Source organism: Lentzea sp. CC55 (assembly GCF_021056325.1).
Classification (GTDB): domain Bacteria; phylum Actinomycetota; class Actinomycetes; order Mycobacteriales; family Pseudonocardiaceae; genus Lentzea; species Lentzea jiangxiensis.
In genome coordinates, this window is record NZ_JAJCXE010000019.1 from 332,226 (window position 1) to 355,100 (window position 22,875).

A 22,875-nucleotide genomic window follows, 5' to 3' on the forward strand; every position below is an offset into this window, starting at 1 on the left:
CGAGGAGCATCGCCGCGAGCGGGTAGGGCCAGGTCGTGCTCTCGGTGACCGCGAGCAGGACGTTCACCGCGGCCAGGAGTCCGAAGACGCCGGTCAGCAGCCACCAGATGAGTTGATCTTCGCGCGCGTGGGCCGTCATGGCGGCCGGGTTACCCGTTCTCGTCCTCCTTCACACCCTCTTCTTCCTCCTTTTTCTCCCCGCGGCGGCGCATGAACCCGAAACCGGGGATGCCGAGGATCGCCTGGCGCATGTCGCTCGTGACCTCGAGCAGCTGGTGCACCTCGGGGCCGACGCGGTCGAGGGTGGCGAGGATCGGCAGGATGTCGCTGGTCAGGTGCTCGGTCAGCACCGGCAGCTCGTCCACGAGCTTGATCGCGGCCTCGATCTCGTGCGGCGAGAGCTCCTCCACGAACCGCTTCGCGAGCGGCTGGGCCTGCTTGGCGATCGGTTCGTAGATGCCGATGAGCTCGTTGGCCGTGTCCGCGGTCTGACCGGCCGCCGTGACGACCAGACCGGCGCGCTGGGCGACGTCGCCGGCGCTCGCCGTGATCGCGCGGACCTCGTCGACCGCCTTCTCCGCGTCCGAGACGACGTTCGCCGTGCGGCCGACGAGCTCGTCGGCCCTGCGCACGACGCCGTCGACGGCGTCGATCGTGCCGTTGACCTTGCGGACGAGCTGCTCGACCTCGGTGATGAGACCCAGCAAGCGGGTGGGGACGGCCGCGACGGCCGCCGTCGTGTCGAGGGCGGTGTCGAGCGCCTGCTTGGCGAGTCCCATGCCGGGGATTTCCATGCGTCCCACTCTGCCTTAAGCGTTGGTCGGTTCGGGGTAACGCCATTCGGTTTTCCACACTGTCAGACCTCCGGATTACCGTTTTCGATGTCTGCCAGTCGGCTGACCGGGCGAACCGGGAACCATGCGCCGCCCGAACAGGTCAGAGCCGGGGGTTAGCATCCCCGGCGGGCGAGGGAGGGCGCGCTATGTCTTGGTGGCACCGGATCAGACGCATCATCTCCGGTGGAGGGCGGGAATCGGCGAGTTTCGTCGCGGCACTGCTGGGTGTCCTGGTGCTCGCGGGCGCCGCGCTCGGTCAGGGCATCTCCCGGACGTCGGTCGCGGTGTCGGACGGGCTCACCTGGCTGGGCGACGACCAGCGGGGTGAGGTCGTGCAGGTCAACCCCGTGTCGGGCAAGCCGCAGACGCGCCTGCAGATCAGCGGCCCCGACTCGCGGCTCGAGATCGCGCAGGAGGACGGGCGGCTCATCGTCCTCGACCGCCGCACCGGCGAGATCACCGTCATCGACCTGGCCACGCTGCTCGCCTCCGGCCGCCGGCAGGCGCCGCCCGGTGCGACGAGCAAGGTGCTGGTGTCGAACGGGATGGTGTTCGTCGTCGACCGCGCCGGCGGCACCGTGCACACCGCCGACCCGCTGACGCTGGCCGACGTCGGCCGGCCGTGGGAGGCGGGCCAGCCCCTCGCCGACGCCGTGGTGGACGAGCGCGGCGTGCTGTGGCTGGTCGACCACGGCGGCACGCTGCGCTCGCTCGACTGGTCCTACGACGAGGAGCGGTTCGAGGAGCGCACCCAGCGCCAGGTGACCGGTGCCGGTCCGCGCACGGTTCTCGTGCCGCACGACCAGGGCGTCACGCTGATCGGCCTCGACGGCGGTGTCGTCGTGCGCGACGGCACGGGGGAGGACGTCGACTCGTCGACCGACCGCTCCGACGCCGAGGTGGTCGCCGCCCAGTCCTCGCCGCTCGACCTGGTGCCCGCGTCGGTCCCGGCGTCCTCGGCCGTGGTGCTGGTCGTCGGCCGCGACGTCCTGCGCGTCGACGTCGGCGCGATGGGGTGCCCGAAGCCGGGCAGGCCCGCGGTGTTCCGCGACAAGGTCTACGTGCCCTGCAAGGGGTCCGGCAAGGTCGTCGTCCTCGACCGCGGGGGCAGGCGCGGTGGCGACGACGTGCGGACGTCCGGCGGGTCCGACCCCGAGCTCGTCTTCGACGACGGCCGGCTGTTCGTGAACGTGCCGGGCTCGTCCACGGGCGTGCTGGTCGACCCGGACGGCGCGACGCGCTCGCTGACGATCCGCAGCCCCGAGCTCCCGGTGAAGGACCCGGACCGCTCGCCGCCGCCGTCCGTGCCGCCGCCCCCGCCACCGAACCCGGACGAGCCGGCGAAGCCGCCGCGCAACCCCGGCAACGGCAACAACGGCGACAACAACGGCAACGGGCCCACCACGGAGGTCTCCACCCCTCCGACGACGTCGTCGGTGCCGCCCTCCACGGGGGGCACGGCTCCGGCCGCGCCCGCCGGTGTGTCGGTGCGGGAGAAGTCGCGCAGCGCGTCCGCTCTCGTCGTCACGGTGAGCTGGAACGCGGCCACGTCGGCCGATCCGGTCGTGGGCTACACGGTGTCCGGTTCCGGCTCGTTCTCCGGCGGCTCGGTGTCGGCGCAGACGGCCGGGACGTCCACGGACCTGTCGGTGCCGTGCGCGGGTTCGACGTTCTGCACGAGCGGCAGGCTCGACGTGACGGTGCGGGCCTCCACGGCGTCGGCCGCGGGTGCGGCGGGCATGGCGGCGTTCACGGTGACGCCGCCGAACAACCCGCCTCCTCCGCCCCCGCCGCCGGTGACGACCACGACGACACCTCCGCCCCCGCCGCCACCTCCGCCGCCGGTGACGACCACGACCACGCCCCCGCCTCCTCCGCCGCCACCCCCGCCGTCGCTGCCGACCGCGGGCGCCGCGGTGATCACCGGCGTCAGCGGTGTCCGGACGTTGCCCAGGCGCACGGTGAGCATGGCGCCGCCGGCGGACTGGGCGAGCCACAACGGCCGTTGTGAGGTCGTGAACAGGACGTACGGCTACTCCGTCGGCATCCCGTGCAACGCGACGACGGCCACGATCGACCTGGAGGAGGGCGCCAACGCGATCGTGGTGCGCGCCTACGCGGCCACCGGTGCCGGCCAGGTCGACTCGGCGGTGAAGAACGCGTTCTTCACCTACGACGAGTGCCAGGGAAAGCCCGGGTGCATCCCCAGGATGGCGCCGGCCGGAGCGGGGACCGCGCCGATGGGGGCGGGCGGTCTCGGCCTGCTGGCGTGTGCGTTCCTGCTGCGCATCGGTGTTCGCAGAGAAGAGGAAAAGTGATCGACGCCGGTGAGGTTTCCGCCTTCCGCGACCTGCACACCCGGCTCGGTGACGCGGTCGAGGGCGCCGTGCGCGGCAAGCGCGACGTGGTCGACCTGGTCCTCGTGGCCATGTTCGCGGGCGGTCACGTGCTGCTCGAGGACGTTCCGGGCACGGGCAAGACGACGCTCGCGCGTGCCGTCGCGGGCGCGCTCGGCGGGGTGTCGCGGCGCGTGCAGTTCACGCCGGACCTGCTGCCGTCCGACGTCACGGGCACCTCGGTCTACGACCCGCAGACGGGCCAGATCCGGTTCCGGCCGGGCCCGGTGTTCGCGAACGTCGTGCTGGCGGACGAGATCAACCGCGCGGCGGCCAAGACGCAGTCCGCGCTGCTCGAGGTGATGGAGGAGCGCACGGTCACGATCGACGGCGTCGGGCACGCGGTGCCCGACCCGTTCCTCGTCGTGGCCACGCAGAACCCGATCGACCTCGACGGCACCTACCGCCTGCCCGAGGCCCAGCTGGACAGGTTCATGCTGCGCACATCGATCGGCTACCCGTCGGTCGAGGACGAGCTCGACGTGCTGCGCCCCGGCAGCGGCGCCGGCCGGATCGCCGACGTGCACACCGTGTCGTCGCCACGGGAGATCAGCGCGTTCAGCGGCCGCCTGTCGCTGCTGCACGTGGCCGACCCGATCCTGCGGTACATCTCGGGCCTGGGCACGGGCACGAGGTCCGACGAGCGCCTGCGCCTCGGCGCCTCGACCCGCGGCCTGCGGACCCTGGTCCGCTGCGCCCAGGTGTACGCGGCGTCGAAGGGCCGGCACTTCGTGGTGCCGCAGGACGTCCAGGACATCGCCGACCCGGTGCTGGCCCACCGCCTGGTGCTGACGCGGGAGAGCGTGCTGGCGGGCGTGACGACGTCCGAGGTGCTGGCCGACGTGCTGTCGCGCGTGCCGGTGCCCAAGCCCTCGGCCCAATGAGACTCACCGTGCGCGGCACCGGGACAGCGGTGCTGGGCGTGCTGATGCTGGGCGTCGGCCTGTGGTGGCGCTACGCGGGCATGGCGGCGTTCGGCCTGGCCCTGACGGCCCTGGTCGTCGCGTCGGTGGTCTCGGTGCTGGTCGCGTCGCCGCTGTCGGTGTCGCGCACGGTCCGTCCCCGCACCGTCGCGCGCCTGGCCCGCTGCAACGGCCGCCTGGAGCTGTCCGCGGTGGGCCGCTGGCCGGTCGCCCTGGACGCCGTCGACGTGGTGGCGGGGGTCCCGATGTCCGTGGACGTGCCGCTGCTGGAGCCGGGAGCGGTCGAGGCCGTCGACTACGCCATCCCGACCGAGCGCCGAGGTGTGTTCGACGTGGGCCCGCTGACGTTGCGCCGCAAGGGCCTGGCCGGCCTGGCGCAGGCGAGGACGGTGCTGGGCGAGGTCGTGCAGGTGCGCGTCGTCCCGCGCGTGCTCCCGGTCCGCGGCCTGCCGTCCGGCGCACGCCGTGGCCAGGTGGGCGCCGACGAACGGGTGGAACGCGGTGGCACCGACCTGGTGGGCCTGCGCGAGTACGTGCCGGGCGACGACCTCCGCCGCCTGCACTGGGCCACCTCGGCCCGCACCGGCACCCTGATGATCCGCGAGGACGCCGACCCGGCCCGCCCGCACCTGGCCGTGCTGCTCGACGACAGCACCACCTCGTACGCCGACCCCCAGCGCTTCGAGGAGGCCGTCGAGGTGGCCGCCTCCCTGATCACCTCGGCCCTGGAACAGGGCCACCCGGTCCGCCTGCTGACGTCCTCCGGCGGCACCGACCTCGAGGAGCAGCAGGACCCGGCCCCGATCCTCTCCGCCCTGGCGGACCTGGAACTGCGGGACGTCGACGGCCGCCCGGCCGTGCCCGTGCGCGACCTGGACGTGGTGGCCGTGGTCAGCGGAACCTCCGTCCCGGCCCTGGTCCTGGAGGCGGGACGAGCGGCCCACGGCGTCGTGCTCGTGGTGGACGGGCAACGCCCGGTGAGCGCGGCCGGGTCGGTGCTGGTGATCAGCGGCGACCGTGCGGAGGACCTGGTCGACTCGTGGAACGCGGTGGTGGCGCGATGAGGCGCCGGACAGGGCGACGCGGCGCGCCGGCAACGGCGGTGGCCGCGTGAACGGCTCCCTCCTCAAGTACGGCTGGGTGGCCGCCCTCGTCCTGGTCGCCTCCCTCCAGCTGGCCCAGGCCTGGGACGGCGCGACCCTCTACTTCGGACTGGCCGCGCTCGTCGGCTTCGTCGCCCTGCCGCTCAAGAGGCTCGTCCCCGCCGGCCTGGCCGCCCTCGCCATCATGGTCGTGGCCATGACCGGCGGCTTCTTCGCCGCCAGAGGCGCCTCCCCGGACCGCGACCCCACGTGGGTCCTGCTGGACACCGTGCCGAGGCTCCTCACGGCCGCGCGTCCCGCCCCGGCGACCCCGGAACTGCTGGTGCCGGGCCTTCTGCTGATCATCGGCGTCTCGACCGGCGCGGTGCTGTCGGTGAGCAAGCGCGGCACGGCGTTGTTCGTGCCGGCGCTCGGAGCGGCCGCGTTGTACGTGTCGGCGGCGTTGCTCACCACGGGGCGTGCGGACAAGTACGGGCTTGTGGCGCTCACGTTGGTCGTGTTGCTGGCGTTGGGGTGGCTGATCATCGACCGGCGCGGGCCCGTGGTGCCGCCGGCCGTGCCGGCGACGGCGCTCTCGTCCTTGACGTTGGTGGCGTTCGTGTTGCCCACCAACGGGTTCGAGCCGCGCAAGCTGGTCACGCCGCCGGTCACGGACATCGCGATCTCCAACCCGCTGCCGCAGCTCGCGGCCTGGGCGGCGCAGGGGGAGGCGGAGCTGTTCCGGATGCGCGGGCCCGAGGTGCCGGTGCGGCTGGTGACGCTCAGCCGGTACACGGGGGCCTCGTGGGAGGCGGCGTCGACGTACGGGCCGCTGGGCGTCGTGGACCCGCCGGACCTGCCGGTTGGAGGCAGGGTCCAGGACGCGAGCGTCGACCTGCGGATCACCGGGTTGCAGGGGGAGTGGCTGCCCGGTGTCGGGAAGCCGCAGGCCGTGTCGCTGAGCAACGCCATGGTGGACCCGGACACGGGGTCGCTGGTGGTGGCCGAGGGGCTCAGGACCGGGATGAGCTACACGGTCCGGGGCGTGCTCGAGACTCCGGCCGACGCCGATCTCGCCGAGGCCCGGGTGCCCGCGGACGCGACGAAGTACACGGCGTTGCCGCGGTTGCCGTTCACGCTGGCGGACTACGCGCGGCAGGCCACGCAGAACGCGCGCACGCCGTACGAGAAGGCCGTTGCGCTGGAACAGGTCGTGCGGCTCAACCGGCGGCCGGACGCGGAGGCGCCGGTCGGGTCGTCGTACGCGCGGCTGGAGACGTTCCTGTTCGGGGCTCCCGGGGAGTCCGGCGCCGGAGCGGGGACGGCGGAGCAGTTCGCGTCGGCCTACGCGGTGCTGGCGCGGGCCGTCGGGTTGCCGACGCGGGTGGTGGTCGGGTTCCAGCCGGTGCCCGAGGTGAACGGTGAGCGCATCGTGCGGGCCGCGGACGCCACGGCGTGGCCGGAGGTGTACTTCAGCGGGTGGGGCTGGGTGGCGTTCGATCCCGTGTCCGGCAACGGGAGCGGGCCCAGCGCGGCCTCGAAGCGCGAGGTGCTGAACCGCCTCGCGTCGACGACCGCGAAGCCGACGCCGACGTCGCTGCCGTCGGTGCCGCCGCTGGTGCAGCCGACGGCCGTGCAGGGCGACGCGGTGGCCGCGCCCCCGGCGGACAGCGGTTTCCCGTTCTGGGTGTTCACACCGCTGCTGGTGCTCGTGGCGCTGTACGCGGCACGGACTTCGCGGCGCCTGAGGCTCCGCGCGGCAGGGCCGGTGGGCGCGTGGAACGAGGTGCTCGACGCGCTGCAGCTCGCGGGCCTGAGGCCGGAGCCGAGTCGCACGGTGCCGGACATCGGCCGCGAGTGGGGCGAGGCGGGTGCCCGGCTGGCGGTGATGGTCGACCAGGCCGCGTTCGCGCCACGGCCGGCACCGGCCGAGGACGGCTGGCGGCTGGCGCGGCAGGTCGAGAAGGCGGTGCGGCGCAAGGCTTCCCGGTGGCGCAGGGTGCTGTGGGCGGTCGACCCGCGTCCGCTGTTCCGCCGCTGATCCGGGCAGGTCGTCCGCTGCCCGGCCGGAACGGTCAGCGGACGACCTGCGCGGGGATGCAGTTCTTCCCGGTCACCTTGAGCAACGCCTCGCACAGCGACGGCGCGACGTCCGACTGGAACGGCCCGATCCACACGAACCGCGTGAACTTCGGGTCGTTCGGGACGATCGCGTCGCAGACGTCGTCCCGCCTGCTCAGCAACGCCGTCTGGCCGCGCAGGACGGGGTTCGCGTTCTCCCGGTACCGCACCCACAACGTCTCGTAGTCCAGCAGCACCTTGACGTCCGCCGCCGGCATGGCGCCCTCCAGCGAGTGCAGGACGAGCACCGACGAGCCGGGGTCGCAGGGCATGTCGGTGTACTCCAGTTGCGGGGCCTCGTTCACCGGTGCGGTGGGGGTGGGGTTCACCGGAGCGGGAGGGGTGAGGTCGCCCCCGATCAGCACGCCGATCCCGATGCCGACGACGAGGGGAACGGCCGCCCACGCCACGAGTGCGCGGCGCTTACTTCCACGGGCGAACATCGGTGGGCCGGCATAACGAGCGCTTTGCACCGGGGGACCGTACGCCAGCGCGCGCACCCGCAACAACGTGACCTCGCAACCGTCAGTTCTTGGTGGCGCAGACCTTCCCGGAGCTGCCCCGTTCGCCGCTGTAGCCGAAAGCCGCGATCTGGAAGCAACGCCGCGAACCGCCGCCGTCCTCGATCACGTACTTGGTGCCACCGCCGGTCACCCTCGTCACGGCCGTCGGCTTCGCGCCCGTCACGTCGATCACCACGAACTCGGCCTGGCCGTCGCTCGGATCGCTCCACTCCAGCTCGATCGCCCCGCCCCGGTACTCGGCGCGCTTGAGGACCGGGACGAACCTCGGATCGGCGTTCGGGGGCGGGCCCGCGTCGACGGACTCCGACGTCGGCACGGGCGGTGTCGTTGTCGTCACAGGAGGTTGCGCCTGCTGCCGGTCATCGCCACCGCGGTTGAGCAGCATGCCCGCGACCACACCGCCCGTCACCGCGATTACGGCCAGGAGTGCGAGCACGCCGCCGCGCCTGCTCCTGCGGACAGGCCCGGTCATCGGCTCTACCGGGGGCGGCAGGTCGACCGCGGGCAGCACGGCGACCGGTTCCGGCCGCGGAGGAGGGGGCGGGACGAGGTCGTGCCGCCGGTAGGTCAGGTCCTCGAGCTGCCCGCGCCACGAGTCGTCGCGCTCGGCTTCCGGTTCGGCTTCCGGTTCGGGTTCCGGTTCCGGGACGAAGCCGCGCGGACCGAAGCCGGGAGCCTCGGTCGGGCCCTCCGGGAAGAACAGGGGGCGCTCGCCCAGCACCGCCGTCGCATCGACGTCCACAGTGGACAGGGTCGTGCCGGAGTTCGCCGCCATCAGCGCGTCCCGCAGCTCCAGCGCCGACCCGAACCGCTCGGCGCGGTCCTTGCGCAGGCAGCGGTCGATGACGGCGACGAGCGGCGCCGGCACGTCGAACCGGGTGAGCGAACGGGGTTCCCCGCTGCCGACCCGGCCGACGTAGGACAGCAGCGTGTCCTCGTCCGGGTTGTCCGACGCGAACGGCGGTTTGCCCTCCAGCAACGTGAACAGCGTCGAGCCGAGCGACCAGATGTCGTCGGCGAACGACGGCGCGACGCCTTCCAGCATCTGCGGGGCGGCGTGCCGGTAGCTGACCATCTGCAGCGACGCGGAGTGACCCGCGTCGGCTCCGCGCGCGACGCCGAAGTCGGCCAGCACGTAGGAGGTCGGGAGCGCCAGCACGTTCTGCGGCTTGACGTCGCGGTGCAGGACGCCCTGGCCGTGCGCGAACGCCAGCGCGTCCGCGACCGCGATGCCCGCCGCCACCACGTCGGCCACGGGCAACGGGCCCATGGCGCGCAAACGGTCGTGCAGCGAGCCGCGCTCGTAGAACTCCATGACGATGCACGGGCGGCCGTCGGGCAGCGTGCCCGTGTCGAGCACCGTGACGATGTGGGGGTGCTGGCGGCCGAGCTCGACGGTGATGGCGAGCTCGCGGCGGAAGCGGGTCACCGTCGCCGGGTCGGTCACCTGCAGCACCTTGACCGCGACGTCGCGGCCGAGACCGTCCTGGCGGGCGCGGTAGATCGTGCCTTCCCCGCCCTGCGCGATCACGCGGAAACCGCTGTAGCCGGGCAACGCGATCTCGGGCGCCCGTGCGGCGCCCTGCGCGGGCGCCCAGGCCATCAGATCGTCGTCCACCGGCGGATCCTATCCCGGGGAGAAGGGGTCACCGGTGGAAGTTCGCGCGGGGAGGACCCGGCGGTCCGGATCGTCCGCGGAGCTAGTCCCCGACCACCTTCACCTGGAATCCCAACGACTGCAGCATTCCGGTGAGCATCACGCGGGTGTTGTCCTCTGCCCGCTTGAGCAGCTCCGACTGCTTCGCGGCCTCCGTCAGCTTCCCCTCGGCCGCGACGTAGAACCGCTGCTGGTCGGGAGGCCCGGCCAGCGCCTGCAGGTCGTTGACGAGTCCGCGTTCCTGGCTGAAGACGTAGGACCTGTCGTGGTGCAGGTTCGGCTTGTCCAGCCGGGGCTCCGGCAGCCGCAGTTCGACCGTCTTGCCGTCCGGCGACACCACCAGCCCGTCGTCCTTCAACGACCCCAGGTCCACGTACGCGTTGACGGACCCGGCCGCGACGAACAGCGTGCGCTGACCCGCCAGCGCGGCGGGCACCCACTTCACGTCGTCCTCGATGTCCAGCACGACCTGGAACTCGCCCGCCGCGGCGTGGTACTGGCTCAGGTCCCGCACCGACTTGAGCATCGCGGGCTGGCTGCGGTCGATCGACTCGCCGCCGAACGGCCGGACCAGGCCGAAGACGTACGCCGCCGCGCCGAGGAGAATGAGAACGGCCGCGACCAGAGCTCCACGCATCACCCAGCGCTTGTACACCGCGCTCGGGTACCCGTGAAGTGATGCGCGCACACGGGCCGTATGGGCTAATCGACCCGAGCGGAATCAGTTGCGCGTCCGCGTGGTTGGCTTTGGGCGAGACGAAAGCGATTGTTCAGGAGGCGTTGCGGTGGACCCGGAGAACCTGTACGAGGTGGACTCGGAGGTGCCGGACCTCACGGGTGCGGTGCTGCTGCACCACTTCGAGGGCTTCATGGACGCCGGCGCCGCGGGCCGCCTGCTCGCCGAGCACCTGCTGGAGACCCTCGAGAGCCGCGTCGTGGCGCGGTTCGACGTCGACGGCCTGATCGACTACCGCTCGCGCCGCCCGCTGATGACCTACGCGACCGACCACTGGGAGGACTACGCCGCCCCGCAACTGGTCGTGCACCTGCTGTTCGACAGCGCGGGGCACCCGTTCCTGCTGCTCACGGGCCCGGAGCCGGACCGCGGCTGGGAGGCGTTCATCCAGGCCGTGAAGTCGTTGGTCGACCGTTGGGGCGTCCGCCTCACCATCGGCTTCCACGGCATCCCGATGGGCGTGCCGCACACCCGCCCGCTGAACGTCATCGGCCACGCCACGCGCCCCGAGCTCGTGTCGGAGTACCAGCCGTTCTTCAACCGCGTGCAGGTGCCGGGCAACGTCTCCGGCCTGCTGGAGTTCCGCCTGGGCCAGGCGGGCCACGACGCCATGGGTTTCGCCGCCCAGGTGCCGCACTACCTCGCCCAGTCGCAGTACCCGACCGCCGCCGTGACGCTGCTGGACGCCGTCGCCCGCGCCTCGGGCCTAGCCCTGCCGATCGGCTCGCTGATCGAGGCTGCCCAGACCGCCGACGCCGAGATCCACCGCCAGGTCGCGGAGTCCGAGGAGGTCGCGCAGGTGGTGGAAGCGCTCGAGCGGCAGTACGACGCGTTCATCCAGACTGTCGGCGACACCGACATCCCCAGCGCGGACGAGCTGGGTGCCGAGTTCGAGCGGTTCCTCGCCGAGCAGCAGCGTCCGCCGGACCACCTGTAGGAGCTCCGCCATGGCCACCTGGGACGACGTGCGCAGGATCGCCACCTCCATGCCGGACGTGACGGAGGGGGTGCGGGAGGGCGTCGCCGACTGGAGGGTCAGGGAGAAGCTGTTCGTCTGGGAACGGCCGCTGCGGGGGACCGACCTGTCGGCCCTGGGCGCGGCGGCCCCCTCCGGGCCTATCCTGGCGGCGCGGGTGCCCGACCTCGGCGTCAAGGAGGCGCTGCTCGCGTCGGACCGGTCGGTCTACTTCACGACGCCGCACTTCCAGGGGTACCCGGCGATCTTCGTGCGGCTGGAGCACATCGGGGTGGGGGAGCTGGAGGAGCTGATCGTGGAGGCGTGGCACGCGCGGGCGCGCAGGCGCTGATGGAGTTCTTCTGCCACCACCGGGACCGGCCGGGCTCGATGCCGTTGCGCGAGAGGCTCGTCGAGCAGCACTGGTCCTACATGGACCGGTTCGACCTGATCGCCCGCGGCCCGACGTTCACCGGCGGTGTGCTCACCGGCAGCGTCCACGTCGTCGACCTCCCCGGCCCGGCCGCCGCACGGGCGTTCGCGTTCGACGAGCCGAACCACCGGGCCGGCGCGTACCGCGACGTGCTGCTGCGCAGGTGGCGCAACGTGCTCGGCCGCACGATGTGGGACTTCCCCGGCGGCCGCGAGGGCGGTGGCCACCTCGTGCTCGGGTTCGGGTCGGGCGAACCGGCCGACCTCGTCCCCGCGCGCCCCGACGAGCTGATCGCGTACGGGCCGTTGCTGTCCGACGACGGCACTGCGTGGCTGGGGACGGCGGCACTGGTCAGGTCGGCCGACCCGCGGTCGGTGCTGACCGTCGACCGGTACGACGCCGTCGAGGTGCACGAATGGGAGTTCGGCGGCCGGCGTCAGTAGCTGACGAACCGGTAGTGCAGGCCGCTGCTCGACTCCAGCCACTCCCCGACGCGCACCGGCTCGCGGTCCACGGCGGGCGCGCGGGTGTCGCCCTCGAACGCCTCCCGGATCTCGGTCACCTCGACGCGGTCCGCGAACGGCAGCGTGGCCGCGTACACCGCGGACCCGCCGATCACCCACAGGTCGCCGGTGACGTCCGCGAGCGCCTCCCGCAGCGAGGAGAACGTCTCCGCACCCTCCTGGGGCGTGCGCGACAGCACCAGGTTGCGGCGGCCGGGCAGCGGGCGGAAGCGCGGCGGCAGGGACTCCCAGGTGCGGCGTCCCATGAGGACCGCCGCCCCCGCGGTGGTCTCCCGGAAGTGCTTCATGTCCTCGGGGACGTGCCACGGGATGGCGTTGTCGCGGCCGATCACGCCGTTCGCGGCCTGCGCCCAGATCAGGCCGATCACACCGCCACCGGGGCCTTGATGCCGGGGTGCGGGTCGTAGCCCTCGATCGTGAAGTCCTCGTAGGTGTGGTCGAACAGCGACGGCGCGGAGGCCAGCCGGAGGGTGGGGAACTCGCGGGCCTCGCGGCTGAGCTGCAGTTCGACCTGCTCGACGTGGTTGTCGTAGATGTGGCAGTCGCCGCCGGTCCAGATGAAGTCGCCGACGCCGAGGCCGGTCTGCGCCGCGATCATGTGCGTGAGCAGCGCGTAGGAGGCGATGTTGAACGGCACGCCGAGGAACAGGTCCGCGCTGCGCTGGTAGAGCTGGCAGGACAGCTTGCCGTCGGCGACGTAGAACTGGAAGAACGCGTGGCAGGGCGGCAGCGCCATCTGCGGGATCTCGCCGACGTTCCAGGCGGAGACGATGATCCGGCGCGAGTCCGGGTTCTCCCGCAGGGTCCTCAGCACCTCGGCGATCTGGTCGACGTGCCCGCCGTCCGGGGTGGGCCACGAGCGCCACTGCACGCCGTAGACGGGGCCGAGCTCGCCCTCCGGGGACGCCCACTCGTCCCAGATGGACACGCCGTGCTCCCGCAGCCAGCGGACGTTGCTGTCGCCGCGCAGGAACCACAGCAGCTCGTACGCGATCGACTTGAAGTGGACCTTCTTCGTCGTGATCAGCGGGAAGCCCGCGGCGAGCGGGTAGCGCAGCTGGTGGCCGAAGATCGACCGCGTGCCGGTGCCGGTGCGGTCTTCCTTGCGCACGCCCTCCTTCAGGACGTGGCGGAGCAGGTCTTCGTACTGCGTGTCGGGCATGCACGCACCCTAGCTCCACCATCCCGGTCCGGCTTCAGAACCTCGACATGTCGGGTCCGAGGCCCAGCTTGAGCATCGAGTACGTCTCCAGCACCCGGCGCGACACCACGGTGTGCTGGGCGGCGACGTGGGCGTCGCGCAGGCACCGTTGCAGGGCGGACGACTCGAACACCGAGCTGCCGCCGCCCGCCGCGAACGCCTTCTGCGTGACGTCGGCCGCCTCACCCGAGGCGAACGAGCAGGCCAGCCGCAGCCGCGCCTTCACCGCGTCCGGGGTCGGGGTGCCGTTCACGGCGTGCTCCCAGGCGGCGCTCAGGGCCTCGTGCAGGAACGCCGTCGCCGACGACAGCCGTGCCTCGGCCAGCGCGAGCTCGATCTGCACGCCGGTCTGCTCGGCGAGCCGGGTGGTCGCGTGCTGAGGGGTCTTCGCGACGGCCAGCGCCTCTATCTCGTCGACCGCGCGGCGGGCGATGCCCAGGCACACGGACGCGACGCCCACGGCCAGGAAGCTGAAGTACGGGAAGACGGTGATCGGGCCCTCGATGCCGGGCGTGCAGCCGATCGGCCACACTGCACGGCGTGCCGGCAGGAAGGCGTCGTCGAGGGAGAACTCGTGCGAACCGGTGGCGCGCAGGCCGGCGGCGTTCCAGGTGTCGTGGATCGTCACGTCCGCACGGGGGTACACGGCCAGACGCGGGCCGACGGGCGTGAGCGTGCCTGCGATGACCCAGTCGGAGTGGGTGACGGCGCTGCCCCAGCCCCAGCGGCCGGTGACGCGGTAGCCGCCGTCGGCCTCGACCGCCCTGCCGAGCGGTGCGGCCGTGCCCGCGATCAGCGCACGCGGGTCGCCGAAGACCTCGTCGGAGGCATCCCGGGGCAGGTACCAGGCCAGTGACGCCGAGACCGCGGTCGTCATCGCGGTCCACCCGGTCGAGGCGTCGGCCCGCGCCAGCTCCTGGACCTCCCGGCTCCACTCCGGCAGGCCGAGTTCGGCGCCGCCGTAGCGCCGCGGGGCGATCCGGCGGTGCACGCCGTGGTCGACGAGCGCGGTGAGCACCGGTTCGGTGAGGGCGCGCTGCTGCTCGGCCATCGGCGCCTCGGCGCGGATCAGGGCGTGGAGATCCATGCGGGTGATCTTGCCGAGTGGGTCAGAGCTTGGCGAGCGCCTCAACGAGTGGCTTCAGCTCCGGAGCGGCCGAAGCCTCCTCCAGCGAGGCGGAGAGGACGGCGTCGTGCGTGGGACGGGCCTGTGCGAGCAGCGCGTGGCCCTTGCCGGTGACCTCGGTGTAGATGCCGCGCCGGTCGGTGGGGCAGAGGTAGCGGGCCAGCAGGCCGCGGTCCTCCAGGCGCGTGACCAGGCGCGTCGTGGCCGACTGGCTGAGCACCACGGCGTTGGAGAGCTGGTTCATCCGGAGGTGGAAGCCGTCCTGGCGGTTGAGGACGTCCAGAACGGTGTACTCGCTGACGGAAAGTTCGTGGGCCTTCTGCAGCGCTCTTTCGAGACGGTCCTCGATCCGCGCGTGCAACGCCGCGAGCGTGCGCCACCCCTGTGCGCGCGCCTGGACGGCGTCGTCGTCCAGTGACATGGGTCGATCCCTCTCGAATAGACAGCGTGTGCAACTATTGCGTACGCTTGTAATCGTCTTCAGCAAGTCTACCGGGGAGAGACATGGATCTGTCGGGACGCACGGCGCTCGTGACGGGCTCCACCGCCGGCATCGGGTACGCCACGGCGGAGGCGCTGCTCAAGGCGGGTGCCGCCGTCGTCATCACCGGCCGCGGCCCCGACCGCGTCGCCGAGGCGGTCGGCAAGCTGAGCGCGAACGGTGACGTGCGCGGCGTCGCGGCGGACCTCGCGACCGCCGAGGGCGCGGCCGACCTCGTCAGCCGGGTGCCCGACGTCGACGTCCTGGTCAACAACCTGGGGATCTACGGCGCGAAGCCGGTCTTCGAGATCGACGACGCCGAGTGGCAGCGCTACTTCGACACCAACATCATGTCCGGCGTGCGCCTCGCCCGGCACTACACGCCCCGCATGGTCGAGCGCGGCTGGGGCCGGGTGATCTTCGTGAGCAGCGAGTCCTCCGTCTTCACCCCGACCGAGATGGTCCACTACGGCATGACGAAGACCGCGCAGCTCGCCCTCTCGCGCGGCATGGCCCAGGAGGTCAAGGGCACCGGCGTCACCGTCAACTCGGTGCTGCCCGGCCCGACGCTGACCCCCGGCGTCGAGGAGTTCATCCGCGACCGCGTCGGCGAGGGCGGCGAGGCGGAGTTCGTCCGCACCGAACGCCCCACGCTCCTGCTCGGCCGCCTGATCCGCCCCCACGAGGTCGCGAACCTCATCACCTACGTCGCGTCGGACCTGTCGTCCGCGACGACCGGAGCCGCGTTGCGCGTCGACGGCGGCACCGCTCCGACGCTCATCCCGTAACGACGTAAGGATTTTCTCTTGAACACCGTGAAGCTCAACAACGGCGTCGTCATGCCCCAGCTCGGCTTCGGCGTCTGGCAGGTGCCCGACGCGGAGGCCACCCCGGCCGTCGCGGAGGCGCTGGAGGCCGGCTACCGCAGCATCGACACCGCGGCCGCCTACGGCAACGAGGCCGGCACCGGCCAGGCCATCGCCGAGTCCGGCCTGGCCCGCGACGACGTCTTCGTCACCACCAAGCTCTGGAACTCCGCGCAGGGCTACGACTCGACGCTGCGCGCGTTCGACGACTCGATGCGCAAGCTCGGCCTCGACGTGCTCGACCTGTACCTGATCCACTGGCCGGCCCCGGCCCGCGACCTCTACGTCGACACGTGGAAGGCGTTCGTCGAGCTGCGGGAGCAGGGCCGCATCCGCGCCATCGGAGTCTCCAACTTCCAGCCCGAGCACCTGCGCCGCCTGATCGACGAGACCGGCGTCACCCCGGCCGTGAACCAGATCGAGCTGCACCCGTACCTCCAGCAGGCCGAGCTGCGCGCGTTCAACGCCGAGCACGGCATCCAGACCGAGGCGTGGTCGCCGCTCGGCCAGGGCGGCGAGCTGCTGTCCGACCCGGTCGTGCAGAAGATCGCGCTGGCGCACGGCAAGTCCGCCGCCCAGGTCGTGCTGCGCTGGCACCTGCAGATCGGCAACGTCGTGATCCCGAAGTCCGTGACGCCGTCCCGGATCCGGGAGAACATCGACGTGTTCGACTTCGAGCTGCCGGAGGCCGAGCTGGAGGCCCTGTCCACGCTGGACCGGGGTGGCCGGATCGGGCCGGACCCGGACGAGCTCAACTAGCCCGGAGAACACGAAGCCCGGACCGCTCGATCGCGGTCCGGGCTTCGCCGGCAACGAGCCGCCTCAGGCTCGCATGACTGTGGCGATCGGGATCCGCGCCGCCCGGACGGCCGGGATCAACCCGCCCAGCACGCCCGCGACCAGACCCGCGATCACGCCCGCGACCCCCGCCTCCCAGGGGAAGGCGGTGCCCTGCAGCGACGGGAAGCGGCTGCCGAACATCATCAGGGCCACCTGCAGGCCCGCCGCGCCGGCGCCGATCGCGAGCGTCGCGGTCAGCAGGCCCGTCAGCAGCGTCTCGGCCAGCACGATGCCGGCGAGCAGCATCCGGGACATGCCCACCGCGCGGCGCAGGGCGAACTCCTCGACCCGCTCGCCGACGGTGGCGAGGCCGACGTTCAGGATGCCGGCGACGCCGATCAGCAGCACCAGGAACGCCATGCCGAGGAAGATCAGGCGCATGATCTTCAGCTCGGACTCCATGCGCTCCTTGGAGTTCACGACCTGGAAGTGCATCTGGTCCTGCGGGATGCCGACGCCGGCGAGCTTCGCCTTGAGCAGCCGCTGGAGGTCGTCGGAACCCGGCTGCAGGTAGAGCTCGAGGTTGGTGCCGCCGCCGCGCATCCTGTCGACCTCGGTGGTCTCGGCGGCCGCGGGCATCCACGTGCGCAGTTCGTCGAGGCGCATGTAGATGCGCGGCTGGAAGTAGCCGTCCTGCACCACGCCCGTGATCTGGGGCGACACGTGGTGGGTGGCGCCGTCGATCATCATCTCGCCGGGGACGCGGTACTGCCGCAGGCCCTTGGCGGCCTCCTCGTTCAGCACGATCCGCGGTGCCAGGGAGGGCGCGGTGCCGAACTCGAGCCAGTTGCCGGAGACCGGGCGGAACGGCTTGAACGGGCGGATGTCACCGGTCAGCGCGACCATGCTGACCTCGATCGCCTGGCCGTCCGGCTTCTTCTCCTGCGCCTTCTGCTCGGTGCAGGTGCCGTTCTTGTCGCAGTACACCTGCGGGCCGGAGTAGTCACCGCCGCGGCCCGCGTACTCGAACGGCATGCCGCCCTCGTTGATCGGCCGCACGCCGGGCTCGCCGATGATCGCTTTGGAGCCGATCATCGCGACCGCGTCGGTGCGGCCCTTCATCATGGCCTCGACGATGCCCGGCGCGCCCTTCTCGCCGGGGACGTAGCCCATGACCGTGCCGTCCTTGCCGGACTGCAGCTCGACGTCGGTGAGCATCGCGCGTTCGGCGATCTCCGCGCCCGCCTGCACGGCGACGACGGCGAGGACGCCGAGGAACAACGAGACCATCGACAGGAACGTGCGCAGTTTTCGGGCGCGGATGCCCTGTCCGCCGATGACGAGGGCGGACCGGAACTTGCCGGAAAGCATCAGTTGAACCGCCCGTCGCGCAGCTCCAGCACGCGGCCCATCTTGCGCGCGTGGTCGTGGTCGTGCGTGACCAGCACGAGGCCGCAGCCCTGCCTGGTCGTGTTGAGCAGCACCTCGACGACGAGGTTGCCGGTCTCGGTGTCGAGCGCGCCCGTGGGCTCGTCGGCGAGGATGATGCGCGGCTGCCGCACGAGGGCGCGGGCGATCGCGACGCGCTGCTGCTCGCCGCCGGAGAGCCTGGTGGGCTTGGACTTCGCGAGGTGAGCGATGCCGACCTGCTCCAGCGCGTCCATCACCTGCTGCCTGCGCTTGCGCCGCGCCGACCAGCCCTGGCCGTTCACGAGCGCCATCGCGACGTTCTGCGCCGCGGTGAGGTGCTTGAGCAGGAAGAAGCGCTGGAAGACGAACCCGAACTCCGCGCTGCGCAACGCCGCGGCCCTGCGTTCGGGGAGCTTGGTGATGTCGTCGCCGTGCAGGAGGTACTGACCTCCGTCGGCACGGTCGAACAGTCCGATCAGCGACAGCAGGGTCGACTTGCCGGAGCCGGAACGGCCGAGGATCGCCACGCTCTGTCCAGGGTGGACGGTCAGGTCCACCCCCGACAGGATGGTGCGCGGTTCCTCCTGCCCCTTCAGCACTTTCGTGATCCCGTTGAGCTGCAACAGCGGTGCCTGCACCGCGGGCTGGGCGAAGGACTGCGTCATCACGGTCCCGTCGGCTTGCTCTGGTCGCCGCCCTGCTGCTGGCCCTCCGGCAGGTTCGGGCCGGGCACGGCGAGCTCCTCGTCGCCGGTGAGACCCGACTTCACCTCGATCACCTTGCCGTCGGTGAGGCCGAGCACCACGTCGGTGGTGCGGCGCCGGCCGTCGGCGCCGAGGACGTCGACCTTGCCCTTGCCCTGCTGGCCCGCGACGGCCTCGACCGGGACGACCAGCGCCTGCGTCGACTTGCCGGTGGTGACCTCGATCGACGCCGTGGCGCCGTTGATCATCTGCACGTCGGCGGGCGCGGTGCACACGATGCGCAGGCCCGTCGAACCGCTCGGCTGCTGCGGCTGCTCCGGGGTCTTGGGCTGCTGCTGCGGCTGCTGCTCCTTGGAGTCCTTGCCGTCGGGCGTGGCCGGAGGCTTCTCCGGGACGGTGCCCTGCGGCAGCGCGGCGATCGTGCCGAGCACCGTGCACGGGAAGGGGCCGGGCCCGCTCTTGATCTGCGCCGTCACGTCGGTGAGCGCGCCGCTGATCTTGTACGCCTGCTGGCCGTCGATGTCGCCGACGAGCGCGTAGCCGACGTGCTTCGCGGACGCGATCGGCATGCCCGCCGTCACCGTCGCCTTGTCGTCGACGAGCCTGCCGCTGAACGTGGACCCCGCCGGGGCCTCGACGTAGTTCGGCGTCTGGCCGCTCCACACGGTCGCGACCCGGATCGGCCTCGTGGGGGTGCCGTTCGGAGCCGGGACGTCGAAGTACCGCACCTGGCCCGCGGTGGGGGCGACCAGCCCGAACGTGGGGTTCATCTCGACCTTGCCCGAGATGCTGAGCTTGGTGGTCAGGTCCTGCCTCGTCGGCTTGACCTTCGTCATCGTCGTGCCCCGCGGCGCCAGCTCCGGGTCGGTCTGGTCGGGACCCGACGGACTGCACGCAGCCACGCCCACCGTGACCAGCGCGCACAGCGGCGCGAGAACAATTTTCCGCACGAACGTCCCCCATGTCGTTTCGACCAACCTATGGATAAGGACACCCCACCCGCCGTGGAGGTTGCATCGGACTTTCGGCCGATGTCGCATCGACCTGGTGGCCACGGGTATCCGGGCGTTGACCGGAAGGAGAAAGCTTGTGAATGCGCTTGCCGTGGTAACCGGCGCGTCCAGTGGAATCGGTTACGAACTCGCCAAGGTCTTCGCGGACAACGGCTTCGACGTGGTGGTCGTGGCGGAGGACGAGAGGATCGAGGAGGCCGCCGCGCAGCTGGGGCTGCGCAGCGGCGGTGTGCGGGTCGAACCGGTGCTCGCCGACCTGCGCCTGTTCGAGGGGGTCGAGTCCCTCGTGGCACGGCTGCGCGCGATGGGCCGCCCGGTCGACGCGCTCGTGATCAACGCGGGCGTCGGTGTCGGCGGCGACTTCGTGCGCGACACCGCGCTCGGCGACAACCTGGAGATCGTCGACCTCAACGTCCGCTCCGCGGTGCACCTCGCGCACCGCCTGATCGGCGACATGGTGGACCGCAAGGAGGGCAAGGTGCTCTTCACGTCGTCCATCGCCGCCACCGCGCCCGGCCCGTTCCACTCCGTCTACGCGGCCTCGAAGGCGTTCCTGGCGTCGTTCGCCCAAAGCCTGCGCGAGGAGCTGCGCGACACCGGCGTCAGCGTCACGAGCCTGATGCCCGGCCCGACCGACACCGAGTTCTTCGACCGCGCCGGCATGCAGGACACCAAGGTCGCGACGGGGGACAAGGACGACCCGGCGCAGGTCGCGCAGCAGGGGTTCGAGGCGCTGATGAAGGGCGACGACCACGTGGTGGCCGGGTCGCTCAAGAACAAGGTCCAGGCGATCGCGGGCAGGGTCGCCCCGGACCCGGTGAAGGCCAAGATGATGCGTTCGATGACGGAGCCCGGTTCAGCCGACTCCTGACGGGTATTCGCGGCCCATGGACCAACCGAACCCCAGCGAAGTCCGGAAGTACCCGTCCGGCGTCGGCCACCCCGTGCACGAGGGGCACCCGCTCGACGCCGGACGGGGGAACGGGGCCGGCGAGGACGTCCCGGCAGCGCCGGAAAAGCTGCCCGAACACGACTACAACGGCCCGAACGCCGTCAGTGCGGAGGTCTCGAACGCGTGAACCGGATCCAGCAGGCGTACGGCGAGGGCAGGCCGCTTCCCGGCTACCTGCTCGCCATGGGCACGTACGCGGCACTCGTCGGCGCCGTCGCGGCGGTCGGACGCTTCACCGGCGCCCGGCTTCCCGAGAAGTTCTCCCTCGGCGACACCGCGCTCGTGGCCGTGGCGACGCACAAGGCGAGCCGGCTTCTCACCAAGGAAGCGGTGACGAGCCCGCTCAGGGCACCGTTCACCCGCTACGAGGAGCCGGCGGGCCACGCGGAGCTCAAGGAGTCGGTGCGGTCGGACCACCCGGCGCGGCACGCGATCGGCGAGCTGCTGACGTGCCCGTTCTGCGCGGGCGTGTGGATCGCGAGCGGGCTCACCGCCGGCATGGTGTTCGCACCGCGGTTCACCCGCCTGGTGTCGACGGCCCTCACCGCCGTGGCGGCCTCGGACACCCTGAACCTCGTCTACGACAAGTTGAAGTCATGACCCGCGGCGACCGCGCCGGCTCCCCTCGTAGGCCTCCCGGCGCACCGTGGCGAGCCAGCGCGGCGCCAGTTCCAGCTCCGGCGGCAGGTTGAGCACCGGGTCGAACGCCACCGGTCGCGCGTCCTCGCGCGGCCGCAGCGTCAGCTCGGCGACCTGGCGCCACCGCGCGTCCCTGCCCGACGCGTGCAGGGTGAACCTCCCCGGCGGCTCGCCCTCGCCGGGAACGGCCATGAACCACAGCAGCTCGCCGCGGTACCGGTAGGGCGCCAGCGTGCCGAGCCGGGCGTCGCGCCAGCGGCGCACGAACTTCGGCAGCATCCGCGTCCGCCGACCCGTGCCGGTGCTCGACAGCAGCAGGTCCCAGTCGCCGGACGGGGTGGGCACGCGCAGGGCGAGGCCGAGCACGTCGGGCTTGCCGGGACCGGTGCCCGCGCCTTTGGACAGTCGCACGACGACCTCGGCACCGCGGGGGAAGGGGTCGGATCCGGTCAGCTCCCCGGTCAGCAGGAGGCCGCGCGGGTGGAAGGCCCGGGCGTGCCGCGCCTTCGCGAGCAGCCGGAAGACAGTCGTCAGCACATCCTCGTGTACCCCCGAAACGCGCAGGAAAACGTGGTGTTTCAAGGCATTCCGACGGGGGATTCCAGCGTGGTGAGGCTGCTCAGAGCACCAGGCGTGTACACGCCCCAGGACGACACCGCGCTTCTCGTCGAAGCGCTGCACGCGGCGGCGGTTCCGCCCGGTGGCCGTGTGCTCGACATCGGAACGGGCACCGGCGCGCTCGCCATCGCGGCGATCCGCGCGGGAGCCGCCGAGGTGACCGGAGTGGACGTCTCCCGGCGTGCGGTGTGGACCGCGCGCGTCAACGCCGCGCTGAACCGGGTTCCGCTGCGCGTCCGGCTCGGCAACGCGCTGGAGGTGGTCGCCGACGAGAGCTTCGACCTGGTGCTCTCGAACCCCCCGTACGTGCCCGCGTCGAACCCGTGCGCGGCGCAGGGGCCGGCCAGGGCCTGGGACGCGGGGCTCGACGGGCGCCAGCTGCTCGACCCGTTGTGCGCCAGGATGTACGAGCTGCTGAACCCCGGCGGCGTCCTGCTGATGGTCCACTCGGCACTGTGCGGGGTGGAGGCGACGCTCGCGCGGTTGCGCGACTGCGGTCTCAAGGCCGCTGTCGTGCAGCGGCGCTGGGTGCCGTTCGGTCCCGTCATGAACAGCAGGACGAGCTTCCTGGAACAACACGGTCTGATCGAACCCGGTCAGCGGCACGAGGAACTGGTGGTGATCCGAGGTGACCGGCCAGAACGCCCGCAGGGTGACGGTGGTGCCGAACGGGCCGGTGCTCGTTGAGGGCCCCGTCGAACTGGTGACCGACGACGGCGTGACGCACTCCAGCGACCGCTTCGTGGTCGCGGTGTGCGCCTGTCGTCGCAGCAAGCGCTTTCCGTTCTGCGACACCAGCCACCGCAAGCGTGTGCGCACCGATGCCGCGGAGCACCAGGACGACAGCAGCTGATCCCTCGCAAGTGCGGACAAAGGTCTGGCCCCGGGAACACGTGTT

The 22,875-nt window shown here is 71.9% G+C and carries 26 protein-coding genes; 14 read left to right on the forward strand and 12 right to left on the reverse strand.

Annotation, left to right across the window (positions count from 1 at the left end; genetic code table 11):
* Window positions 1-149: 149 nt before the first annotated feature.
* Window positions 150-794 (reverse strand): hypothetical protein, encoded by a 645-nt coding sequence (locus tag L6E10_RS13250; RefSeq protein WP_236219810.1) that lies wholly within the window; start codon window positions 792-794, stop codon window positions 150-152.
* Window positions 795-982: 188 nt separating this feature from the next.
* Between L6E10_RS13250 and L6E10_RS13255 the strand changes: the two genes are divergently transcribed.
* Genes L6E10_RS13255 through L6E10_RS40775 form a run of 4 tightly spaced genes read left to right on the forward strand, consistent with a single transcriptional unit; the run spans window position 983 to window position 7,278 of the window.
* Window positions 983-3,154: a hypothetical protein gene (locus L6E10_RS13255; RefSeq protein ID WP_236219811.1), complete on the forward strand. Its 2,172-nt coding sequence runs from the start codon at window positions 983-985 to the stop codon at window positions 3,152-3,154.
* A complete protein-coding gene (locus L6E10_RS13260) occupies window positions 3,151-4,116 on the forward strand; it encodes a MoxR family ATPase (protein ID WP_236219812.1) in 966 nt (321 codons plus the stop codon). Before L6E10_RS13255 ends, L6E10_RS13260 begins: the two co-directional genes overlap by 4 nt.
* Complete coding sequence (locus tag L6E10_RS13265) at window positions 4,113-5,219, forward strand: DUF58 domain-containing protein (protein ID WP_236219813.1); 1,107 nt, start codon at window positions 4,113-4,115, stop codon at window positions 5,217-5,219. The genes L6E10_RS13260 and L6E10_RS13265 overlap by 4 nt, the downstream gene beginning before the upstream one ends.
* Window positions 5,220-5,265: 46 nt before the next feature.
* On the forward strand, window positions 5,266-7,278 hold the full coding sequence (locus L6E10_RS40775; protein ID WP_236219814.1) for a transglutaminase domain-containing protein: 2,013 nt from the start codon (window positions 5,266-5,268) through the stop codon (window positions 7,276-7,278).
* Between the two features lie 34 nt (window positions 7,279-7,312).
* On the opposite strand, the gene L6E10_RS13275 is transcribed toward L6E10_RS40775, so the two are convergent.
* From L6E10_RS13275 to L6E10_RS13285, 3 genes are all read right to left on the reverse strand, one after another.
* The gene (locus L6E10_RS13275) at window positions 7,313-7,831 is read right to left on the reverse strand and encodes a hypothetical protein (protein WP_236219815.1); all 519 of its coding nucleotides are present in this window, start codon (window positions 7,829-7,831) and stop codon (window positions 7,313-7,315) included.
* 52 nt (window positions 7,832-7,883) lie between these two features.
* Complete coding sequence (locus L6E10_RS13280) at window positions 7,884-9,500, reverse strand: serine/threonine-protein kinase (RefSeq protein ID WP_236219816.1); 1,617 nt, start codon at window positions 9,498-9,500, stop codon at window positions 7,884-7,886.
* 82 nt (window positions 9,501-9,582) lie between these two features.
* Window positions 9,583-10,194, reverse strand: a complete 612-nt coding sequence (locus tag L6E10_RS13285; protein ID WP_236219817.1) for a DUF4230 domain-containing protein — start codon at window positions 10,192-10,194, stop codon at window positions 9,583-9,585.
* 130 nt (window positions 10,195-10,324) lie between these two features.
* Between L6E10_RS13285 and L6E10_RS13290 the strand changes: the two genes are divergently transcribed.
* The 3 genes from L6E10_RS13290 to L6E10_RS13300 are packed head-to-tail and all read left to right on the forward strand — an operon-like array spanning window position 10,325 to window position 12,106.
* A complete protein-coding gene (locus L6E10_RS13290) occupies window positions 10,325-11,212 on the forward strand; it encodes a proteasome assembly chaperone family protein (protein WP_236219818.1) in 888 nt (295 codons plus the stop codon).
* Window positions 11,213-11,222: 10 nt separating this feature from the next.
* Complete coding sequence (locus L6E10_RS13295; RefSeq protein WP_236219819.1) at window positions 11,223-11,582, forward strand: MmcQ/YjbR family DNA-binding protein; 360 nt, start codon at window positions 11,223-11,225, stop codon at window positions 11,580-11,582.
* On the forward strand, window positions 11,582-12,106 hold the full coding sequence (locus L6E10_RS13300) for a YciI family protein (protein WP_236220111.1): 525 nt from the start codon (window positions 11,582-11,584) through the stop codon (window positions 12,104-12,106). Before L6E10_RS13295 ends, L6E10_RS13300 begins: the two co-directional genes overlap by 1 nt.
* Here the strand turns inward: L6E10_RS13300 and L6E10_RS13305 are convergent.
* From L6E10_RS13305 to L6E10_RS13320, 4 genes are read right to left on the reverse strand one after another with little or no spacing between them, the layout of a single operon-like run.
* Entirely contained in the window at window positions 12,100-12,555 is a 456-nt protein-coding gene (locus L6E10_RS13305) for a dihydrofolate reductase (protein WP_236219820.1), read from the reverse strand. The genes L6E10_RS13300 and L6E10_RS13305 overlap by 7 nt on opposite strands.
* Window positions 12,552-13,349, reverse strand: a complete 798-nt coding sequence (locus L6E10_RS13310; protein WP_236219821.1) for a thymidylate synthase — start codon at window positions 13,347-13,349, stop codon at window positions 12,552-12,554. The genes L6E10_RS13305 and L6E10_RS13310 overlap by 4 nt, the downstream gene beginning before the upstream one ends.
* 34 nt (window positions 13,350-13,383) lie before the next feature.
* A complete protein-coding gene (locus tag L6E10_RS13315; RefSeq protein WP_236219822.1) occupies window positions 13,384-14,475 on the reverse strand; it encodes an acyl-CoA dehydrogenase family protein in 1,092 nt (363 codons plus the stop codon).
* 22 nt (window positions 14,476-14,497) lie between these two features.
* The gene (locus L6E10_RS13320; RefSeq protein WP_236219823.1) at window positions 14,498-14,935 is read right to left on the reverse strand and encodes a MarR family winged helix-turn-helix transcriptional regulator; all 438 of its coding nucleotides are present in this window, start codon (window positions 14,933-14,935) and stop codon (window positions 14,498-14,500) included.
* A gap of 83 nt (window positions 14,936-15,018) precedes the next feature.
* Between L6E10_RS13320 and L6E10_RS13325 the strand changes: the two genes are divergently transcribed.
* Window positions 15,019-15,783 (forward strand): SDR family NAD(P)-dependent oxidoreductase, encoded by a 765-nt coding sequence (locus tag L6E10_RS13325; RefSeq protein WP_236219824.1) that lies wholly within the window; start codon window positions 15,019-15,021, stop codon window positions 15,781-15,783.
* 51 nt (window positions 15,784-15,834) lie between these two features.
* A complete protein-coding gene (locus tag L6E10_RS13330) occupies window positions 15,835-16,620 on the forward strand; it encodes an aldo/keto reductase (RefSeq protein ID WP_236220112.1) in 786 nt (261 codons plus the stop codon).
* 63 nt (window positions 16,621-16,683) lie between these two features.
* Here the strand turns inward: L6E10_RS13330 and L6E10_RS13335 are convergent, their stop codons facing one another.
* The 3 genes from L6E10_RS13335 to L6E10_RS13345 are packed head-to-tail and all read right to left on the reverse strand — an operon-like array spanning window position 16,684 to window position 19,705.
* The gene (locus L6E10_RS13335; RefSeq protein ID WP_236219825.1) at window positions 16,684-18,012 is read right to left on the reverse strand and encodes an ABC transporter permease; all 1,329 of its coding nucleotides are present in this window, start codon (window positions 18,010-18,012) and stop codon (window positions 16,684-16,686) included.
* Window positions 18,012-18,716 carry an ABC transporter ATP-binding protein gene (locus tag L6E10_RS13340; RefSeq protein ID WP_236219826.1) on the reverse strand — a complete coding sequence of 235 codons (705 nt, stop codon included), beginning with the start codon at window positions 18,714-18,716 and terminating at the stop codon, window positions 18,012-18,014. The genes L6E10_RS13335 and L6E10_RS13340 overlap by 1 nt, the downstream gene beginning before the upstream one ends.
* On the reverse strand, window positions 18,716-19,705 hold the full coding sequence (locus L6E10_RS13345; RefSeq protein WP_236219827.1) for an efflux RND transporter periplasmic adaptor subunit: 990 nt from the start codon (window positions 19,703-19,705) through the stop codon (window positions 18,716-18,718). The genes L6E10_RS13340 and L6E10_RS13345 overlap by 1 nt, the downstream gene beginning before the upstream one ends.
* A 139-nt stretch (window positions 19,706-19,844) precedes the next feature.
* On the opposite strand from L6E10_RS13345, the gene L6E10_RS13350 reads away from it, so the two are divergent.
* From L6E10_RS13350 to L6E10_RS13360, 3 genes are read left to right on the forward strand one after another with little or no spacing between them, the layout of a single operon-like run.
* Window positions 19,845-20,639 (forward strand): SDR family oxidoreductase, encoded by a 795-nt coding sequence (locus tag L6E10_RS13350; RefSeq protein WP_236219828.1) that lies wholly within the window; start codon window positions 19,845-19,847, stop codon window positions 20,637-20,639.
* A gap of 16 nt (window positions 20,640-20,655) precedes the next feature.
* Entirely contained in the window at window positions 20,656-20,847 is a 192-nt protein-coding gene (locus L6E10_RS13355; protein WP_236219829.1) for a DUF2795 domain-containing protein, read from the forward strand.
* On the forward strand, window positions 20,844-21,320 hold the full coding sequence (locus L6E10_RS13360; RefSeq protein ID WP_308102784.1) for a DUF1360 domain-containing protein: 477 nt from the start codon (window positions 20,844-20,846) through the stop codon (window positions 21,318-21,320). Before L6E10_RS13355 ends, L6E10_RS13360 begins: the two co-directional genes overlap by 4 nt.
* Here L6E10_RS13360 and L6E10_RS13365 read toward each other — a convergent pair.
* Window positions 21,315-21,896 carry a hypothetical protein gene (locus tag L6E10_RS13365; protein WP_236219830.1) on the reverse strand — a complete coding sequence of 194 codons (582 nt, stop codon included), beginning with the start codon at window positions 21,894-21,896 and terminating at the stop codon, window positions 21,315-21,317. The two genes, L6E10_RS13360 and L6E10_RS13365, sit on opposite strands and share 6 nt — an antisense overlap.
* Window positions 21,897-21,968: 72 nt before the next feature.
* Here L6E10_RS13365 and L6E10_RS13370 point away from each other — a divergent pair, with 72 nt between their 5' ends.
* Together L6E10_RS13370 and L6E10_RS13375 are read left to right on the forward strand one after the other, a co-directional pair.
* Window positions 21,969-22,664: a HemK2/MTQ2 family protein methyltransferase gene (locus L6E10_RS13370; protein ID WP_236220114.1), complete on the forward strand. Its 696-nt coding sequence runs from the start codon at window positions 21,969-21,971 to the stop codon at window positions 22,662-22,664.
* Window positions 22,606-22,830: a CDGSH iron-sulfur domain-containing protein gene (locus tag L6E10_RS13375; protein ID WP_236219831.1), complete on the forward strand. Its 225-nt coding sequence runs from the start codon at window positions 22,606-22,608 to the stop codon at window positions 22,828-22,830. Before L6E10_RS13370 ends, L6E10_RS13375 begins: the two co-directional genes overlap by 59 nt.
* The last annotated feature ends 45 nt before the right edge of the window (window positions 22,831-22,875 follow it).

Excerpts from the sequence above, each read along its gene's own strand:
- L6E10_RS13295 (WP_236219819.1), top strand. The coding sequence starts at position 11,223 with ATGGCCACCTGGGACGACGTGCGCAGGATCGCCACCTCCATGCCGGAC.
- L6E10_RS13335 (WP_236219825.1), bottom strand. The coding sequence starts at position 18,012 with ATGCTTTCCGGCAAGTTCCGGTCCGCCCTCGTCATCGGCGGACAGGGC.
- L6E10_RS13310 (WP_236219821.1), bottom strand. The coding sequence starts at position 13,349 with ATGCCCGACACGCAGTACGAAGACCTGCTCCGCCACGTCCTGAAGGAG.
- L6E10_RS13330 (WP_236220112.1), top strand. The coding sequence starts at position 15,835 with ATGCCCCAGCTCGGCTTCGGCGTCTGGCAGGTGCCCGACGCGGAGGCC.
- L6E10_RS13300 (WP_236220111.1), top strand. The coding sequence starts at position 11,582 with ATGGAGTTCTTCTGCCACCACCGGGACCGGCCGGGCTCGATGCCGTTG.
- L6E10_RS13325 (WP_236219824.1), top strand. The coding sequence starts at position 15,019 with ATGGATCTGTCGGGACGCACGGCGCTCGTGACGGGCTCCACCGCCGGC.
- L6E10_RS13255 (WP_236219811.1), top strand. The coding sequence starts at position 983 with ATGTCTTGGTGGCACCGGATCAGACGCATCATCTCCGGTGGAGGGCGG.
- L6E10_RS13320 (WP_236219823.1), bottom strand. The coding sequence starts at position 14,935 with ATGTCACTGGACGACGACGCCGTCCAGGCGCGCGCACAGGGGTGGCGC.
- L6E10_RS13355 (WP_236219829.1), top strand. The coding sequence starts at position 20,656 with ATGGACCAACCGAACCCCAGCGAAGTCCGGAAGTACCCGTCCGGCGTC.
- L6E10_RS13250 (WP_236219810.1), bottom strand. The coding sequence starts at position 794 with ATGGAAATCCCCGGCATGGGACTCGCCAAGCAGGCGCTCGACACCGCC.
- L6E10_RS13340 (WP_236219826.1), bottom strand. The coding sequence starts at position 18,716 with ATGACGCAGTCCTTCGCCCAGCCCGCGGTGCAGGCACCGCTGTTGCAG.
- L6E10_RS13265 (WP_236219813.1), top strand. The coding sequence starts at position 4,113 with ATGAGACTCACCGTGCGCGGCACCGGGACAGCGGTGCTGGGCGTGCTG.
- L6E10_RS13315 (WP_236219822.1), bottom strand. The coding sequence starts at position 14,475 with ATGGATCTCCACGCCCTGATCCGCGCCGAGGCGCCGATGGCCGAGCAG.